The sequence below is a fragment of the Rufibacter tibetensis genome (genome assembly GCF_001310085.1).
Taxonomy (GTDB): domain Bacteria; phylum Bacteroidota; class Bacteroidia; order Cytophagales; family Hymenobacteraceae; genus Nibribacter; species Nibribacter tibetensis.
Genome location: NZ_CP012643.1, coordinates 2,030,496 through 2,048,645 on the forward strand (window position 1 = coordinate 2,030,496; position 18,150 = coordinate 2,048,645).

Consider the following 18,150-nt stretch of genomic DNA (forward strand, 5'->3'; position numbering starts at 1 on the left):
AATGGTCAAGATTAGTATCCCCTAATAACCTCTTTATGGCAACCACATTACAAAACACTCTCAAATCAAGATTCTTATTAGTGGCGGCGGCACTGCTTGTAGCGCCGCTACCTGCAGATGCACAGAAGCAAAATTCTAAAAACAAAAAAGCCGCTACCGGCACTTTTGCTCCTGCGCTTTACAATGGCCTTACCTGGCGCTCTATTGGCCCTTACCGTGGCGGACGCTCTGGCACGGTGACGGGGGTTCCGGGCAAACCCAACCTCTATTACTTTGGCGCAACCGGTGGCGGCGTATGGAAAACAACAGACGGTGGCTCTACCTGGCAGAATATCTCGGATGGTTTCTTCGGGGGATCTATTGGCGCAGTTGCCGTGAGCGAAGCCGACCCAAATGTGATCTACGCTGGAGAAGGAGAGCAAACCGTCAGAGGCAACGTGTCCTCTGGTTTTGGGGTCTGGAAATCAGTAGATGCGGGCAAAACCTGGCAGCATATAGGGCTCCGGAATTCTAAGCACATTGGTCGTATCCGCATTCATCCTACCAACCCTAACATAGTGTATGTGGCGGTTATGGGTGACTTGTATAAGTCTCACGAAGAACGCGGTGTTTATAAGAGTACAGATGGCGGTAAAACCTGGAAGCGTACCTTGTTTGCCAACAAAGATGCCGGTGCTGTAGACCTCATCATGGACCCTTCTAACGAACGGGTTCTTTATGCCAGCACCTGGAATGTGCGCCGCACGCCGTACAGTTTCTCTTCCGGTGGCCCCGGTTCTGGCTTATGGAAAAGCACAGACGCCGGTGAAACTTGGAAAGAAATCTCCAGAAATGCCGGATTGCCCAAAGGCACACTAGGCATCATTGGCGTAGCAGTTTCTCCAGCCAACACAGAGCGGGTGTACGCGATGGTAGAGGCAGAGGATGGCGGCTTGTTCCGCTCTGAGAATGGAGGCACTACCTGGCAAAAAGTGAACGATGACCGGAACCTACGCCAGCGGGCCTGGTACTACACCCGCCTCACCGCTGATCCGAAAGACCAGGATGTAGTGTATGTGATGAACGTATCTTACCACCGGAGCAAAGACGGCGGCCGCACGTTTGAGAGTGCCAATGCCCCGCATGGTGACCATCATGACCTTTGGATAGCCCCAGAAGACCCGTCCCGCATGATCATTGCAGATGATGGTGGCGCCCAGATCAGCACCGATACCGGCAAGAACTGGAGCACCATGATGAACCAGCCTACCGCCCAGTTCTACCGGGTGACAACAGACAATCATTTCCCTTACCGTATTTATGGGGCGCAACAAGACAACTCCACTGTCCGGATTGCGCATCGTACCGAAGGCAATGAAATCACGGAAAGCGATTGGGAAGAAACAGCCGGAGCTGAAAGTGCGCACCTGGCAGTAGATCCGCTAAATACGGAGATTGTCTACGGTGGTAACTATGGCGGCTTTCTTTCACGGGTAGACCACACCAGTAAACAAGAGCGGGTCATTAACGTGTGGCCAGATAACCCAATGGGTGCCGGCGCAGAGTCCATGAAATACAGATTTCAGTGGAATTTCCCTATTCTGTTCTCTCCAAACGATCCTAAGAAGCTGTACACCACTTCTAACCATGTACATGTTAGCACCAATGAAGGACATTCCTGGGAAACCATAAGCCCAGACCTAACGCGTAATGACGCCAGCAAGCTTGGTTCATCCGGAGGCCCTATCACCCAGGACAATACCAGTGTGGAGTACTACGGTACTATCTTCGCCATCAATGAATCGCCTCTGGAGCCAGGAGTTATCTGGACAGGATCTGATGACGGGTTGTTGCATATCACCCAGGATGGTGGCAAAAACTGGAAAAACGTTACGCCCAAGAACATGCCGGAGTGGATGATGATTAATAGCATTGATCCGCACCCGACCATTAAAGGAGGAGCCTATGTGGCGGCCACCATGTATAAATCAGGTGATTTCCAGCCCTACCTCTACAAGACCACGGATTACGGTAAAAGCTGGACCAAAATCACGAATGGTATCCCAGACACGCACTTTACCCGGGTAGTACGCGCCGACCAGAAGCGACCAGGCTTGTTATATGCCGGTACAGAATACGGCATGTACATCTCTTTCAATGACGGTCAAAGCTGGCAGCCGTTCCAATCAAACCTACCCCTGGTGCCTATTACTGACCTTACTATCAAAGACAATAACCTCATAGCAGCCACTCAGGGTCGTAGTTTCTGGTTGATTGATGACATTACGCCGCTACACCAGTTGAACGCCGGTATGGCAGACAAGCCGTTCCATCTATTTAAGCCCATGAACAGCTATAAAATGGCAGGTAGTAGCAGCAGAGAAGCTTCTAAAGTAGCCGGCGAGAACCACCCGGGTGGTGTGATCATCAACTACTTCATGCAGCAGAAACCAGACACCACTACCACAGTGAAGCTTGATATTTTGGACCAGAGCGGCAAGCTCATCCGTAGTTTTGCCAGCAATGCAAAAGACAAGAAAGACAAACTGGAGTTAAAACAGGGAATGAACCGTTTTGTGTGGGACATGTATTATCCTGATGCCAGCCGCTTTGAAGGGTTGATTTTATGGGCCGGCCGTGGCGTTTTAGCACCAAAAGCAATTCCGGGCACTTACAAGGCAAAGCTAACGGTGAACAACAACAGCCAAGAGACTGACTTTGTCATCTTGAAAGACCCACGTGTCAAATCTTCGCAAGAAGACCTGCAGGCCCAGTTTGCCTTCTTATCTGAGGTACGCAATAAACTGACCGAAACGCATGACGCCATCAAGGAAATTCGCACCATGCGCACGCAGCTGAATACCTTGAAAGGAAACCTGAAAGGAGATGAGAAAAACAAAGACATCATTGACGCGGCTAGCACGGTAGACAAGAAGATTACCGCCATTGAAGAAGCGCTGTATCAGACAAAAAACCGCAGTGGTCAGGATCCTTTGAACTTCCCAATCAGGCTCAATAACAAGTTGGCAAATCTGGTGCAGCAAGTGGGCACCGGAGACTTTAGGCCTACAGAGCAGGCGTATGAGTTTAAAAAGGAAATAACAGGTAAAATTGATGAGCAATTAAGCCTTTTCAAGCAAGTACAGCAACAGGACATACCTGCCCTGAACAAATTAGTGAAGGAGAAAGGAGTAAATTACATAAGTGAAAAAGAAAAGGCTGCACCTCAGCCAGCTTCTTCCATACAATAATCAGATGCAAAGTGCCTGTCTAGTATAACAGGCACTTTGCATTTCAAGGCAAATCTGGGTATGCTTCAAAGGTTAGAAAACAATTGTGTGTATCTGTTCTCCTAACTCCAGCACAGAACAAGACCAGAAATGCCTAGAAATCCAACATTGTAGCATATCTTAAAACACCAACAGCACTATTCCTTTATGAAGAAACTGATATACCCTCTCCTCTTTTTGTCTGTCACCCAATTTGCTGTTTCCCCGGCGGAAGCCCAGAAAAAAAGCAAAGGAAAAGCTAAAGAAGCGAATCAAACAGATCAGATTAACCCCTACTTCAAGCCTGTGAAATGGCGGAACGTAGGTCCCTCTCGTGGCGGACGGTCAGTCACCGCAAGTGGCGTCATCAATGATCCGCTGACGTATTACATGGGCACCACGGGGGGCGGTCTCTGGAAAACCGAAGACGCTGGACAGAACTGGTTTAATATCTCTGACGGCTTTTTCAAGACAGGCTCCGTAGGTGCAGTTTCCGTGTCAGAATCAGACCCCAATGTGGTGTATGTGGGCATGGGCGAACACGCACCCCGCGGCGTAATGACATCGCATGGTGACGGTGTTTATAAGTCAACGGATGCCGGGAAAACCTGGACTAAACTAGGCCTGGACCTGACCAGGCACATCGCCGGAATAAGCATTCACCCGCAAAACCCAGATGTTATTTACGTAGCGGCCCAAGGTGCCTTGCATGGACCTGGCCAAGATAGAGGCGTGTACAAATCTGTGGATGGAGGCAAAACTTGGAAGAAGACGCTGTACGTGGATGAGAATACCGGTTGCGCTGACATCAGCATGGACATGAACAACCCCCGTATTCTGTATGCGTCCATGTGGGACCACCGGCGCTTACCCTGGCAGGTGATCAGTGGGGGTAAAGGCAGTGGCCTGTACAAATCAACAGATGGCGGCGAAACTTGGAAAAAGCTGGAGAACGGCCTGCCGAAGGAGCTCGGGAAAATCGGGGTTTCAGTTTCAAGAGCTAATTCCAATAAAGTGTATGCCGTCATTGAAAGCGATACCCAAAAAGACCTGGGCGGGCTATTTGTAAGTGAAGACGGCGGTAGCAAGTGGAACAGAGTAAGCAAAGACCATCGCCTTACGCAGCGTGCCTGGTACTACATAGAGGTATTTGCTGATCCGCAGAATGAAAACACGGTCTATGTGCTCAATGCCCCCGGCTTGAAGTCTACAGATGGAGGCAAGACCTGGACCCAGATCACCGGGACCCACGGCGATTACCACCAACTATGGATGAACCCGAAGGACAGCAAGAACATGGTGGTGGCAAATGACGGAGGCGCCGCGATAAGCTTTAACGGAGGCAAGGTATGGTCTACGCAGGACAACCAGCCCACCGCCCAGTTCTACCGGGTAAACGCCGACAATGTGTTCCCTTATAACCTGTACGGAGGACAGCAGGACAACACCTCGGTTAAAATAGCCAGCAGAAACACCTCGGGCAGCGGCATTGAAGAGCGCGACTGGTCTTTCAGCGCCGGTGGCGAAAGTGCGTTTCTAGCCTTCAATCCAGAAAACCCGCGCTATGTGGTGGGAGGCAGCTACCAGGGCAACATAGAGGTACATGATGTGGTCACTAACTTAAGAACCTCCATCATGGTTTCTCCTATCCTATACTTAGGCATGGAGCCTAAAAACATGAAGTACCGGTTTAACTGGAATGCCCCTATCATTTACTCAGCACATGAACCTAACACTTTCTACAATGCCGGGAACATTCTCTTTAAAACCACCGACACGGGCAAAACCTGGCAGGCTGTCTCCCCGGACCTGACCCGGCATGACTCCACGAAGATGATCATTAGCGGTGCTCCCTTCACCAATGAAGGAGCCGGCGGCGAGAACTATGGCACCATTGCCTACGTGGTGGAGTCACCGCATGAGAAGGGCGTGCTCTGGACGGGCAGCGATGACGGGTTAGTGCACCTCACCCGTGATGGAGGCAAAACCTGGAACAATGTTACCCCAAAAGGACTAGGCGAAACCCTGGTGAATAGCATTGAGGTATCGCCGCATGACAAAGCAACTGCTTACATCGCCACCACACGTTATAAATTCAATGATTTCACGCCTGCTATCTATAAGACCACTGACTACGGAAAAAGCTGGACCAAGATCACAGATGGCATCCCGGGGGAGGCATTCACCCGCGTGGTGCGTGAAGACAGCGAGCGCAAAGACCTTTTGTTTGCCGGAACTGAACTTGGCCTTTACATCTCCTATGATGGCGGTAAACAATGGAATAGTTTCCAGTTAAACCTGCCACTCACGCCTATCTCAGATTTAAAGGTTCACCAGGGAGACCTGATAGCCGCTACCCAAGGAAGATCTTTCTGGATTTTAGATGATCTGGGCACCATCAGGCAGTATAACAGAGGATTATCTGCCCAGGCCCTGCATCTCTACCAGCCTGAAGATGGCTACCGGGTAGCAGGAAGCAGTGCCCTGAACAAGATAGAGAGCGAGGAAACCGGTTCTGGCATAGGAGGCCCTGCGGGCACCAATCCTGTTTCGGGCATTACGCTCTATTACCAATTACCAGCCGGCTTTGCCAAAGACAGCCTGGCTACGCTGGAGATTTTAGATGAGCAGGGCAAGCTTGTCCGGAAATACTCCAGCAAAGCAGATAAAAAGTTCGTGACGTACCCCGGTGGCCCTACCGCTGACCCAACCTTACCTGTGAAGCCAGGCCTTAACCGCTTTGTCTGGGACATGCGGTATGCCACACTGCCGGGAGTACCCACCGCTTTCATGCCGTCCAGTTTGACCGGCCACAAAGCAGCACCGGGTACGTACCAAGCCAGGTTAAAGGTTGATGACCAGGAAAAAACCGTGGCTTTTAAAGTGTTGGCAGATCCTCGGGTGGAGGTCAACCAGGTTGCTTACAAAGAACAACAAGCGGCCCTGACAGCTCTGGAAGATGGCGTCAGAGAAATTCATACCTCGGTTCTAAGAATGCGGAAAGCCAAGGAACAGGTAAATGCTCTGGTGGAACTGCTGGAGGAAACTCCGGAGATGAGGAAAGTCACTGATGAAGGCAAAGCTTTAGTGAAGAAAATCAACGCCTGGGAAGAAGACCTGATCCAGAACAGATCTCAGTCTAACAACGACTTCCTGAACTTTGAAAGCAAGCTAAGTGCCCATTTATTGTACCTGAAAGACGACCTGGATACGGATATTCCTTTTGTGACCAAAGCGCAACAAGAACGGCTAACAGAGCTCAACGCCTCCTGGCAGAAGTCAAAAACGAAAATGGTTGATTTAATCCAGAAAGACATTGCCAACTTTAACCAAGTCACCAAGGAAGCGAACATCCAGAAGATTACGCTTCCAGGCTCCACCCCAGAGAAGGTCGTATTCTAATGCTGCTTTCCTCCTTGTGCCGCTGGCTTGACTTCCAGTAGCATCATTTAAACAAGAGCCCGCCTCAAATCATGGGGCGGGCTCTTGCTTTAAGGCTAGTTTTGAGAAAAGTGGTAAAAAATAACGGCCCCCTCTATTGTAATAAGTTTTGCCCCTCTACTGCAGATTCACAAGGGCCAGACAAAAACTCGTGCACTTTCACAATCATGAAACTGATGAGCCTTATCTGCAGGAACTCCTGCAGGGTCAGTTGCCAGGAGCAAAGCCGCATCCGGAAAAGCAGGTGATGCAAGGCAGGAGTTACTAACAATTTTGGGGTTATCAACACAAGTTGCCAACATTGTTGGAAAATCACTGAATTATATTCACCTTTTCTATATAGTTTCGCGTAATTGCTAACTAATTTAGTATTTATAATACTACTGAAGGTGTTGATATGAGCTGCGCAAAGATAATACCCATAGATTCCTCAGTGCTGGAACCCTGTTCCATTGATTTCCTGGAGGGGCTTGAACTGCCCCTGTTCGCCTCTTACATCAGCGCGGGGTTCCCCTCCCCCGCTGACGACTACCTGGAAGACAGGATTGAGCTGAACAACTACCTCATCCAGAACCCCACCTCTACCTACATGATGAAGGTGAAAGGCAATTCCATGCAAGACGCCAATATTCATGAGGGCGACCTGCTAGTAATAGACAAAAGCCTGAAGCCCCGTGACGGGCTGCCGGTGGTTTGCTTCCTGGATGGGGAATTTACCGTGAAAACGTTCCGGAACATCAACGGCAAAGTGTACCTGGAGCCCGCCAACCCTGCCTACGCTCCCATAGAAATCACCGAGGAGATGGACATGCGGGTGTGGGGCGTTATTGTTTGGATTCTGCACAAACCAGTAAAACGATGACCTCCTTGTTTGCTCTGGTGGACTGCAACAACTTCTACGCCTCCTGTGAGCGCGTCTTCCAACCTTCGTTGAACGGCCAACCCGTAGTGGTACTCTCCAACAATGACGGCTGCGTGATTGCCAGGAGCAATGAGGCCAAGGCATTGGGCATTCAGATGGGAGCTCCTTACTTTGAGATCAGAGACCTGGTGGAGATAGGCGACATCCATGCCTTCTCCTCCAATTACACCCTGTATGGCGACATGTCTCACCGGGTCATGGCCACCCTCTCCAGGTTCACGCCCAACATAGAGGTATATTCCATTGATGAGTCGTTTTTAGACCTGGGCAATTTCTACCAGAAAAACCTGGTAGAGTACTGCTGGGAAATCAAGCACACCGTGCACCAGTGGACGGGCATCCCGGTTAGTTTAGGGGTAGCTCCTACCAAAGCGCTGGCCAAGGTCGCCAACCGACTCGCCAAGAAATCTGCCAAGGCAAAGGGGGTACTGGTGCTCACTGATCCGTACCACATCACAGAGGCCTTGAAAGCAACCAGCATTGAAGACGTATGGGGCGTGGGTAGGCAGTACGCCAAACTGCTGCGCAAACATGGCGTTAACAGCGCCTATGACTTCACCCTGAAGTCAGATTCCTGGGTAAAGAAGCACATGGCTGTTGTAGGCTTGCGGCTGGTCAAGGAACTGCGGGGCGAAAGTTGTCTGGAGTTGGACGAGATCGCACCGCCCAAGAAAGGCATCTGCACGTCCAGAGGCTTCGGGGAACGGCTCACCGACTACGGCCAGATACAGGAAGCCACCGCTAATTATGCCGCCAAGTGCGCCAAAAAGCTCCGGAAACAGAAAAGCTGTGCCAAGGTCATGACGGTGTTCATCCAGACCAATTTCTTCTCTGGCACAGATCAACAATACAGCAACAGCAGAACCATTACGCTGCCTGTGGCCACCAACTCAGACATGGAGCTGATTCACTATGCCTCGCTGGTGCTGAAATCCATTTTCAAGCCGGGGTACCGGTACAAAAAAACCGGGGTAATTCTGACGGAGATTGTTCCCCAGCACCAGATCCAGTATGATTTGCTGGACAACATAAACCGTGAAAAGCACGTCAGCATCATGGAGACCATAGACAAACTCACCTCCAGGTACGGCAGAGACATTGTGAAAGTGGCCTCGCAAGGGTATGACCACTCCTGGCAGGTTAAATGCGAGCGCAAATCGCCCTGCTACACCACCCGGCTCTCTGAGATACCTACCGTCTATAATGCAACGTAAAGTCTTGGGGCAACTCAGAAAATCAGCGTCTATTCCTGCTTTTAAGCAGTTGGAATACAAGGTCATGGAAACGTTTTCCGGGTTCCGGTCTTCGCTTATAAGACAAAGACAGGTGATAATACCCGTTTTATAAGTTACCTTCGCTTTCTAAAGCATGCACAGATGGTTTTGTTTGAGAATAGTATTATTAAGTTGGTGTATGAACCTGCCACAGATGTGCTGGAGGTGACTTACCCTGACTTACATGACTATTTGCTTCCGGAAATCAAACACAGCATTTCTATTCTGGCAGACCACGTCAAGAGCTTTGATGTGAAAAGGCTTTTGCTGGACTCTAGCAGAACTTCTGTTTCTGTGGGCGAAGAAGAAAGTAAGGCTATTTCAACTTTTCTGGCAGCTGAGCTCATGAAAACCCGGCTTCAGAAACTTGCCCGTTTGCAGTCGGCCAGCCCTGCCATAGAGTCATCGGCAGAAAAGAACATCACCCACATCAAACAGGCGGGTATGCTTCCCTTTCAGCTGCAAAACTTCGAGAGTAAGCCAGAAGCATTAAAATGGTTAATTTCCAATATCTGACACCATCTGTATCATAAAGTAGTATAACCGGGGAAAAGTAGAGAGAGATTTTTATGGTTGAAGACCAAATGCACGGCTCCATCTTCGTTTTGTTGAAACGATTTGTGGAGAGCAAGTATGATTACAGCACCTGGATAAAGTTGCTGGAGGCCGCTGAAGTTACGCATAACACGTACCAGATGCATAACATGTACCCTACCAGTGAGCTCTTTGCCATTGTGCAGAAAGCCTCTGCAGCCACAGGCATTGCGGCGCATGACCTCATGGAAGCATTTGGTGAGTTTTTGGTGCCTGACCTTCTGTTAGTGTACAAAAAATACATTGACCCTAAGTGGCGCACGTACGAGATGCTCCTGAACACAGAAGCTTCTATGCACGGGGCCGTTAAAAAGGAAGATAACAGAACTACGCCACCAGTGTTGTTGGTTACCCCAAAGGGACCAAACCAGCTCATTGTGGACTATTATTCTAAACGCCGGATGGCGGGCGTTGCCGTAGGCATTATCAAAGGCATTGCCAAGTACTACCAGGAGAGCGAACAGGTACAGGTTACCCGCCTTACCCCTATAGACGCAGAAAGAGTACAGATACAAGTAAAATTTTTAACCTAAAGCTTTCCCTGCTTCAGAAACAGTTTTCTGAAAGGATTTACCAATGTACCTTTAAGTTAAAGAAGCAGCTCTGTTTTAGAAAGCACCTTTAACGCTGCCCTGTTGCCATGAACCTCTTCCCCAATAGCCCCATTAAGATGGACTATACTCCCGCAACAGATATTCTGTATGTGGAGTATCCAGACCTGGATTCTGCCCTGCTCCCGGTCATCAAAAACAGCTTCACTATTTTGGTGGAGGCTATTGTAAACTATGACGTGAAGAGGCTTTTACTGGACGCAAGCAGAACCCACGTGAGTATTAGCGAGGAAGAAAACAGAGACATCTCCATTCAACTGGCTACGGCCCTGGCAAAGACCCGGCTACAGAAGGTAGCGCGCATTCAACCGTTAGACCCGGTTCTTGAAAACAAGGCTCAAAACAACATCTCCAGGATACACCAGAAAGGCGTGCTCACCTATGAACTGCGCACCTTCAGCAGCAACCAAGAGGCAGTGAAATGGCTTCAAAGCTAAGTTGCTGGTAAGCCACAGTAATTCAGGTTCTGGGAAATGCAACACGCAGATTTTCTCACCTTACGGTCCATACCTCTGTCTGCAGATAAATATTTTCATTGATTAATACCAAACCCAACAATTCTTATTAGTACCATTCTAAAATTTAAGAATACCAAGAAAGTATATTTTGCCAATTCCCTTCTTCTCTTTAAATTTGAACATAGATATATATAAAATACATATATGAGAAGAAACTTTTACGCTCTTTCATCCCTTACAACCAACTTTTTAGCCCTTAGCTTCACTCTGCTTGTCTTAACTTCCTTTGGGCCTAAGTACACTCCCATTACAGTAAAGAAAGGGGACAAAATTGAGTACCAGGTAGTATCAAAAAAGGTGGATAAGAAGGTGATTGACATGTTTACGTACATGAATGAAAGCGGAACTGCCGTTAGCGGATTCAGATGCACACCGGCCAGTTTAAACAAAAGCTTCGTGGCCAAAGCAGACAACCAAAAGATAGCTCTTGTGATAAGCCTGCACCATTTGTCTAAAGAAGTGATTAGCGCGAGGATATTGGTGAACGGGGAAGTAGTTCAGGAAGCTTCTACCGGAGAAGGTGTAGTACAGTTAGACCTGGAAGTAGCTCCTACAAACAATTAAGAAGTTGCCTTAATCACTTTAGCAGAAGTAGCTTCACAAGCAAATTCAATCACGCCAATCTACTTCTACAGCTCAGCCAGGCACCAACCAACGCCAAAATAAAAACAGGAATCCCGCTTCAAGTACTGGAGCGGGATTCCTGTTTTAAGGCAGATTACGTGAAAACAGCACCAAAACACATGCTTCGGTAGCCCCGAAACCAGAGCTTAGACGTGAGCTGCCATTGAAAGACTTTATTTACCAGTGCCGGCTGGTAAGCAAGAGGTCTTATTCTGCTTTAGGCAGGAGCCGGTGATGGTGGAAGGTTTCCATGCCCAGGCGATTTAAGGTATCTTTCTCGAAATCGAACTCAATCAAAACAGCAGATTCCTCTCCTACTACCCAGCCATCGTGCCCTGGCTCTATGGCCACTACCTGCGGCGCGATGAGGTCTTCGGTGATGCCATCGGCGTACTGAATCTGGAGATGTCCCTTGGCCAGGAAGCCCAGGTGCGCATGCATGCAGAGATCTGTGCCCACAATCTGCTTCATGTGGGTAGACCACCGGAAACCAGCCGGATAAATCACCCGCTTTACCCGCGCATCTCCGGCCTTCACGAAGTCCATTTGCACACCGCCAACGCTGCGGTGTTCGGCTCCCATCATAGGTGCCAATAGTGAATCTGTTGTTTCCATAGTCTTATTTCATAATGGTATACAAAGCCTATTCGTTATTGCCTTTCCCTCAATCCTTTATAGCCTCTGGCTGTTTTCATTTAAGGTAAGATTTAATTATCAAATTCTTTATACACTCCGTTCACATTTCCCGGGAGCGTCTGTCAGTCTACTGCACAAGTGCAATAGACTGACCCTAACTCCTTTTCACCTAAAAGAACAAAGGACTAGAAATTCTTAAGCGGGTGGCTCTTCAATGATTGCTACCAGCAGCAGAAAAAAGTCCCGCTGCAGGAATGAGGCGAGACTTTTGTTTTTAGGCAGTTTTGGGAAAAGAGGTGAAAAAAGGAGTCTTTCAATTTAGCTTCACCACCCGGCTTGCGCCTACCCGGTCTTTCTGCCGAAGCTTCAGCAGGTAAGTACCGGGAGCCAAGGTTACGCCTACCTGGGCAGCGTTCTTCCCTTTGCCTTCTTCCACCAGTTTTCCGTCTAACGAGTACAGGAAGTACTGGAAGGCACTGGCCGCTTTGACTGACAACCCATCCGTGAACGGGTTAGGAGAAACGCTCACCCCTGCCAGATTACGCAGGTCTTGCACACCCGCCACCAAAGACTTGGCCAGGTGCACCTCTCCGCCATTGGGCACCACATCAAACATGACGTACCGCAGGCCGCCTACCGTGCTGCTGGTGGAACTCACCAACTGACGGTTTATATAGACTTTGGCGTTGTTCCAGTCAGCTGGCAATTGCCTGCGCACGGTAATGGCCACGTTGTAGAGGTTGTCCTCCAGGTTATCCTGCACGGTGAGTTGCAAAGAATCTGGGGCGAGAGAAATTTCCGTTAAAGACACGGCGTTGCGCTCCTTGATGTACTTGACCACGTTGGCAAACGTGGCTACCCAATAATCAGCGGCATTGGTGTTCATGTAGCTGAGGTGCGAAGCCAATTCTGCAGATGCCAGTGGCGAATAACCGCCATCATTGTCAATGCCGTGCATCAGGAACACGCACCAGCCGCGGGAGTTCTTCGCCGAGGTTACCTGGGCATTGAAATCTGCAGCAGTTTTCACCGCACCCTGCGCCCCGGCAATAATGGAACTGATCTGGTAGAAGTTACCTGGGGTGCTGGGTCCAATCTGCCCGCTGCACACGCGCCCCGCCAGGTAGTATTTCTGGATAGTAGCCACATCTCCCATGTTACAGTTGGGATAGGCTATGGTGATGCACTTGGCCTCTGGAATATTGGTGTTAATGGTAGTTTGGGATTGCTGCAACTCTGTTTCCTGCCCCATGACACTCAACGTATTCAAGCTAGCGTGGCTTACCGTGTGACTGGCCACTTCATGTCCGTTTTGAGCAGCCGTTCTCAACCCTACCCAGTTTGGCCCCCAGTTGGTGACGGTGAACAGCGTCGTTTTGAAGTTATACTGGTTGAAGAGCGGCAAGGCCACGGTCAGTTGCTTGCTGGTGTTGTCATCAAACGTATAGCTCACCGCCGCCGGCTTAAACCCCTGCCAAGTGGCCACTTCATAGCCTTGCGCTATTTGGGCTTGGGTACTTTGCGGGAACAGAAAGCTCAGGGCAAACACGCTCGCCAGCAGCACAACACTTCCTCTTCTTTCCTTCTGGTGGGAATATGAGGTACAACTCATTTTATAGTAATGGTTAATTAGGAAATAAGACCGGTTACCTACCTACCTACCACCCAGTAGACTGATGGGTAGCACACATCTGATTCTATTTTTTAGATAAGAAGCCTTTCCAAGGTAGGATTATTTACCTGGATATTTGTGTACCCGAAAACTTAGCAAATTGCCTATAAAGAATGAAACGAATTGGATCCTGCAAATTGGTGCTACATTACTTGCTTATTTAAGGATTATTTTCTGAAAATAGGCCTAAAATAGGGATTCCTCCTACCAACTTACTTTTATCTCAATCAGCAAAATCAGTACCTTCATACTTTCTCATCAACTGCCCCCCTATGTCTTTGCTACAGGACTCCCTGAAACTGTACCTTCAGAAGTTTACCCGTTTACGTCAAGGCGTTACCAAATATGGGCCGGCACCTCATAAGCCCATTCTACTGCTGAGCATCATAGAGCAATTTGAAAAAGGAGAGATCCACCAAAACCAGATCTTTATCTCCCCTGAATTGGTGGGTGTTTTCAAGGAAAACTTCGCGCTGTTAGTAACCACAGGCCACAATCCAGATTTCTTTCTGCCCTTCTACTACCTTGCCAGTGAAGGCTTCTGGTTCGTCAAAACGTTACCTGGCAAAGAATTGAATGCCCACATAAAAAGCTTCAATGTGTTGAATAGCTTGGTGGACTTTGCCTACCTAGCCGATGACCTTTACGCGCTCCTTCAAGTTCCAGAGACTCGCCACCTTCTGAAAAGCGCTTTACTACAGCGTTATTTCCCTGCTAGCACGCACCAGTACCAACAGTCTAAAACCCTCGGCGGCTATCTTCACGATTTAGAGAAATACATCTTGAACGAGGACTTCGCCATTTACACGCCACTTCAGCAAGCAATACCCGACGAAGAACAAGTGTTTGTGCGAGGCGGTTTGTTTAAGAAATTAGTGCCGCAAGTTTATAATTTTACCTGCTGCATTACCGGCATGCGCCTCATTTCTAATCATGGTTTTTCTATGGTAGACGCCTGCCACATAGTACCTTTCAGCCGCACAAATGACGACCGCGTTACCAATGGTTTAGCCCTGTGTCCCAACCTACACCGCGCTTTTGACCGGGGCTTAATTACCATAGACCAGCAGCTGAAAGTAGTTGTTTCCCCCGCCATTGCCGAAAATGAGGCCAATGCCTATGCGTTGAGAAAACTGGAAGGCAAGCGATTGAATTTACCATTTGGAGCAATTCATTATCCGGCTTTTGAAAATTTAGCGTGGCATAGGGAAAAGGTATTTAAGGGATAAACCTTTCACTATTGTGGTATTCAAGCAGACTCCTGTCTGGCAGAAACTTAGAAGGCAAGATTATTTTCTCATTGTCGTACTTCAAGAAATAGTCCTGCTTAACATTAGCAATTCCTTTTTCCTTGAGAGAGGAAGATATCTTGACAATGTAATCAGGAGTAACTGTTAGAAGACCAGCCTCAAACGCTTTATCATGTAAGGCATTTATGGCTAATCCATTTCTTGGATTTAACCGATTATTCTCATCTATTCCCCAGGGTCTTATATGGCCAGCTATAAGCAATGCAGGAATTTGTATACCAGTAATACAGCATGTGGAATTATATGCTGCAAGAACTGTGCGCCTGAAAAAAGCTTGGTTTACCCGCACTTTGACTATCTGTTCTCTTACCTTCCCCTCCTTAGGAAGTTCTGATTCATCAATCTGGTTTATCTTCTCTACTGTTGAATGATCATACTTCGCTTTAATTTTTTCGCTCTCATAAGGAAGATCATCCCAATTTTGATTAAACTGATCCCAGACCTCCTTGTCTAATTTGCTTGTATTTTGAGCACCTTTAATACCCCTCTCTTGCAGGCTTGGGTCTAAGCTCGCGAAGTTCACCAACTTAAAAGCTACAGAATTACTAGTTCTCCGAATTAAATGCGCTAACTGGATTACTTCTGGGTTATTTCGGTGAAGTTTTCCGAAGGGTAACTTACAATACAGATTGATTGCAAGAATCAACTCTTCTCTGGTCCAAAGGCTTTGGCCTTGCTTCATACATCAGGAATTAAAGTTAGCGTCTTCTAGCCTCTTCCACCAAAACACCTACAACAGCAACGTATCTACCCTATGCGCGTGTACCATCATCTCGCAGGGAGACCAGCTGAAGATGGTGAAGCGGCCGTCCTGGGAGGCGACCAGAGCGGTGGCGTCGCGTTGGTCATGGACGAACTGGGCAGCTGAGAGGTGACGGGTGCCTCCGCTGTGGGTGGGGTGAATGATGATGGGTTCGTTTCCTACTACTGGCTCCGTGACCACTATCTGCTCTACCAGTTCGTTTCCGTCAGAGCGCAGGATCTTCGCCCCGAAAGCTAGTACCTCGTGTTGGTCATTGATGACGGTAGCCCCGTCTACTGCAGTAAGTCCGGCTACGCCGTCAATCTCGCGGCGCAGGGCACCTTGCCAGAGGCTTTGGCTCCGGTCTACCTTGTCTTGCTTCATTAGTTCGGTCAAAGCCGAGAAAGCGGGCGAGAGGGCGTACTGCATGGGGTGTATCACTGATTCTCTCCATCTGTCTGAGTTGGCCGGCACTACCAGCAGCGTACCCCCTTTGCCGTGGGCGCGCATAGACACCGCCAGTTGCACCAACACGTTGACCGAGGCATTCCAGGACGAAGGCGAGGTAAAACCCAGCAAAGACGTTAATACCTCGGGGCAGTCGGGCAGGCTGTCGCTACGTTCATCTATGATCTTGATCACGTCACCCTTCAGCACCGCCACGTTCGCGAACTTGCCAAAACCGCTGGAGCGCCGGTGTTTCACCACCAACAAACCCGGCTCAGACACATCCAGCACAAAACAAAAACTCAGGATCTCCCGGGTAGTACCCCAGACGTACAACTCCCCTTTCTCAAACCACACGCCCAAATGCACCCCGGCGCGCTCTACCCCAGGGGCCAGCTTGGTCAGGTTATGAGACGTAAGCGGAAGCTTTTGGGAAAACAACAGGGGATTTCCGGCCAGCTCAGGCGGCAAGAACGCAAGTGATATCCTGGGCGATTGCCCTTCTTCTTTTCTGAGGCTAGCCCAAAAGGCGGCATCAATCAGGGCCTCTACCACTTTGACTGAGGGCGCCGGGGCGATGTTGAGTTCTCCGCGCTGCCGGGCTTCTGACTGCTGCTGCGCAAAATGGCTTTCTATGGTAGAAGCCACGGCTCTTGCCGCGGCGTAGGTGGACTTACGAATCATGTACTGGAATTCTTTTTCAAACAGAAAGCATACAAAACGGCGGCACCACGGGTGTCTTCCCTGGCTTCTACCCATTTCCTCTTGTAGCAGGATGTTTTGCTTCTGCTTACCAGAGGCGCTCTGTTGCTTTCAGATTCTAACTTACATTTAGTTTTGCTGAGTACAAGCCACTGCGGCAAATTGTTTTAGTGGCTTTCTCAAAAGGCCGCACTGGCTCTTACACAGCATAGTATCTCTTGTTATACCTCCCCAAAAAGCCTGCTGTTTCTAGAGCGATTTTCAGAAAACGGCTTTAAAGCAACATCGCTTTATCGCCCCGCCTGTAAAACTTGTTCACAATTATTTAACACATAATATTCCAATCTAAAGCCTTGCATTGAGCTTATACAGCAGTACCTTGCTTTAAATAATGAAACAAACCAAACCTTCATGAAAAACCTTTATCGCCCGCTGCTCCTGGCTCTGATGCTGGGTTTTGGTGCTTCCTGTTCTGTAGAAGACGTGGAGCCAAATCAACCGCTTAGCCAAACCGCTACCAGCAATGCCACTGCCACCCAAGACAACCACCTGGCCATGGGTAACCCCAGCGCTGCCGGAACCAGTTACAGCAATTACCTGGTAAGCAAACCACAATACGTGATGTCTTACAACAGTTACCGGGGAACGCCCAACTGGGTAAGCTGGCACCTGAGCAGTGCCTGGGTAGGCACCACACCGCGCCAGGATGATTTCCGGGCAGATACTTCGCTTCCTAGTGCTTTCTACAGAGTGCAGTCTTCTGACTACACCGGCAGCGGCTTTGACCGGGGCCACAATTGTCCGTCAGCAGACCGCACGTTGACGGTAGCAGACAATTCGGCTACGTTCCTGATGTCTAACATGATTCCGCAGGCTGGCCCCAATAACCAGCAAACCTGGGCCGGCCTGGAAAACTACTGCCGCACCTTGATCAATGTGGGCAATGAGTTGTACATTATCATGGGAAGCTACGGCAAAGGCGGAACCGGTCTTAACGGCTACAAAGAAACCCTGGCCGCCGGGAAAGTTACTGTTCCTAACCGGATTTGGAAAGTAATTGTGGTGTTGCCTAATGGCACTGGTGACGTAAGCCGCGTGACTACCAGCACCCGCGTAATAGCGGTGAACACCCCTAACTCTACCAGCATCAGCAGCACTTGGGGCACGTACCGCACCACCGTAGATGCCATTGAAGCAGCCACTGGCTACAACATTCTTTCAAATGTATCGTCTACGGTGCAGAGCACCATTGAGGCCCGCGTAGACAACGGTCCTACCCAATAGGACTTCTAACCTTTGCAGAGGAAACAAAGTAGCGTGTCACATGGAGAAGACAGGAGGTTTGAGAAACAGGCTGCTTGTTCTGGCTCTCAAAACATGCGCTACGCTGTTTCCTCTGCATATTAAAA

Annotated in this window: 15 protein-coding genes; 10 read left to right on the forward strand and 5 right to left on the reverse strand. The window is 49.1% G+C overall.

The window, feature by feature from the left end; translation table 11 throughout:
- The first annotated feature begins 35 nt into the window (after nucleotides 1–35).
- Together DC20_RS08050 and DC20_RS08055 are read left to right on the forward strand one after the other, a co-directional pair.
- The gene (locus tag DC20_RS08050) at nucleotides 36–3,230 is read left to right on the forward strand and encodes a WD40/YVTN/BNR-like repeat-containing protein (protein ID WP_062543357.1); all 3,195 of its coding nucleotides are present in this window, start codon (nucleotides 36–38) and stop codon (nucleotides 3,228–3,230) included.
- A 186-nt stretch (nucleotides 3,231–3,416) separates the two neighbouring features.
- Nucleotides 3,417–6,650: a WD40/YVTN/BNR-like repeat-containing protein gene (locus tag DC20_RS08055; RefSeq protein WP_071885407.1), complete on the forward strand. Its 3,234-nt coding sequence runs from the start codon at nucleotides 3,417–3,419 to the stop codon at nucleotides 6,648–6,650.
- A 133-nt stretch (nucleotides 6,651–6,783) separates the two neighbouring features.
- Here DC20_RS08055 and DC20_RS08060 read toward each other — a convergent pair whose 3' ends face one another.
- The gene (locus DC20_RS08060) at nucleotides 6,784–6,942 is read right to left on the reverse strand and encodes a hypothetical protein (protein WP_169788172.1); all 159 of its coding nucleotides are present in this window, start codon (nucleotides 6,940–6,942) and stop codon (nucleotides 6,784–6,786) included.
- Nucleotides 6,943–7,122: 180 nt separating this feature from the next.
- Between DC20_RS08060 and DC20_RS08065 the strand changes: the two genes are divergently transcribed.
- The 6 genes from DC20_RS08065 (at nucleotide 7,123) to DC20_RS08090 (ending at nucleotide 11,172) form a co-directional block, all read left to right on the forward strand.
- The gene (locus DC20_RS08065; protein WP_245652320.1) at nucleotides 7,123–7,551 is read left to right on the forward strand and encodes a LexA family protein; all 429 of its coding nucleotides are present in this window, start codon (nucleotides 7,123–7,125) and stop codon (nucleotides 7,549–7,551) included.
- The gene (locus DC20_RS08070) at nucleotides 7,548–8,825 is read left to right on the forward strand and encodes a Y-family DNA polymerase (RefSeq protein ID WP_062543360.1); all 1,278 of its coding nucleotides are present in this window, start codon (nucleotides 7,548–7,550) and stop codon (nucleotides 8,823–8,825) included. The genes DC20_RS08065 and DC20_RS08070 overlap by 4 nt, the downstream gene beginning before the upstream one ends.
- Nucleotides 8,826–8,993: 168 nt before the next feature.
- A complete protein-coding gene (locus tag DC20_RS08075; RefSeq protein ID WP_157593099.1) occupies nucleotides 8,994–9,401 on the forward strand; it encodes a hypothetical protein in 408 nt (135 codons plus the stop codon).
- Between the two features lie 53 nt (nucleotides 9,402–9,454).
- Complete coding sequence (locus tag DC20_RS08080) at nucleotides 9,455–10,012, forward strand: heme NO-binding domain-containing protein (RefSeq protein WP_062543362.1); 558 nt, start codon at nucleotides 9,455–9,457, stop codon at nucleotides 10,010–10,012.
- Nucleotides 10,013–10,149: 137 nt separating this feature from the next.
- Nucleotides 10,150–10,527, forward strand: a complete 378-nt coding sequence (locus DC20_RS08085) for a hypothetical protein (RefSeq protein ID WP_157593100.1) — start codon at nucleotides 10,150–10,152, stop codon at nucleotides 10,525–10,527.
- Nucleotides 10,528–10,752: 225 nt separating this feature from the next.
- The gene (locus tag DC20_RS08090) at nucleotides 10,753–11,172 is read left to right on the forward strand and encodes a hypothetical protein (RefSeq protein ID WP_062543364.1); all 420 of its coding nucleotides are present in this window, start codon (nucleotides 10,753–10,755) and stop codon (nucleotides 11,170–11,172) included.
- Between the two features lie 267 nt (nucleotides 11,173–11,439).
- Here the strand turns inward: DC20_RS08090 and DC20_RS08095 are convergent, their stop codons facing one another.
- Both DC20_RS08095 and DC20_RS08100 read right to left on the reverse strand, forming a co-directional pair.
- Nucleotides 11,440–11,847 (reverse strand): cupin domain-containing protein, encoded by a 408-nt coding sequence (locus DC20_RS08095; RefSeq protein ID WP_062543365.1) that lies wholly within the window; start codon nucleotides 11,845–11,847, stop codon nucleotides 11,440–11,442.
- 334 nt (nucleotides 11,848–12,181) lie between these two features.
- Nucleotides 12,182–13,480 carry a polysaccharide deacetylase family protein gene (locus tag DC20_RS08100; protein ID WP_083470271.1) on the reverse strand — a complete coding sequence of 433 codons (1,299 nt, stop codon included), beginning with the start codon at nucleotides 13,478–13,480 and terminating at the stop codon, nucleotides 12,182–12,184.
- A gap of 332 nt (nucleotides 13,481–13,812) precedes the next feature.
- Between DC20_RS08100 and DC20_RS08105 the strand changes: the two genes are divergently transcribed.
- Complete coding sequence (locus DC20_RS08105; protein ID WP_062543367.1) at nucleotides 13,813–14,769, forward strand: HNH endonuclease; 957 nt, start codon at nucleotides 13,813–13,815, stop codon at nucleotides 14,767–14,769.
- On the opposite strand, the gene DC20_RS08110 is transcribed toward DC20_RS08105, so the two are convergent.
- Together DC20_RS08110 and DC20_RS08115 are read right to left on the reverse strand one after the other, a co-directional pair.
- Nucleotides 14,759–15,532, reverse strand: coding sequence for an HNH endonuclease (locus tag DC20_RS08110; RefSeq protein ID WP_062543368.1), 774 nt, complete (start codon nucleotides 15,530–15,532; stop codon nucleotides 14,759–14,761). The two genes, DC20_RS08105 and DC20_RS08110, sit on opposite strands and share 11 nt — an antisense overlap.
- 48 nt (nucleotides 15,533–15,580) lie before the next feature.
- The gene (locus DC20_RS08115; protein WP_062543369.1) at nucleotides 15,581–16,723 is read right to left on the reverse strand and encodes a putative sensor domain DACNV-containing protein; all 1,143 of its coding nucleotides are present in this window, start codon (nucleotides 16,721–16,723) and stop codon (nucleotides 15,581–15,583) included.
- Nucleotides 16,724–17,152: 429 nt separating this feature from the next.
- Here DC20_RS08115 and DC20_RS08125 point away from each other — a divergent pair, with 429 nt between their 5' ends.
- Nucleotides 17,153–18,025: a DNA/RNA non-specific endonuclease gene (locus DC20_RS08125; protein ID WP_062543371.1), complete on the forward strand. Its 873-nt coding sequence runs from the start codon at nucleotides 17,153–17,155 to the stop codon at nucleotides 18,023–18,025.
- Nucleotides 18,026–18,150 lie beyond the last annotated feature (125 nt).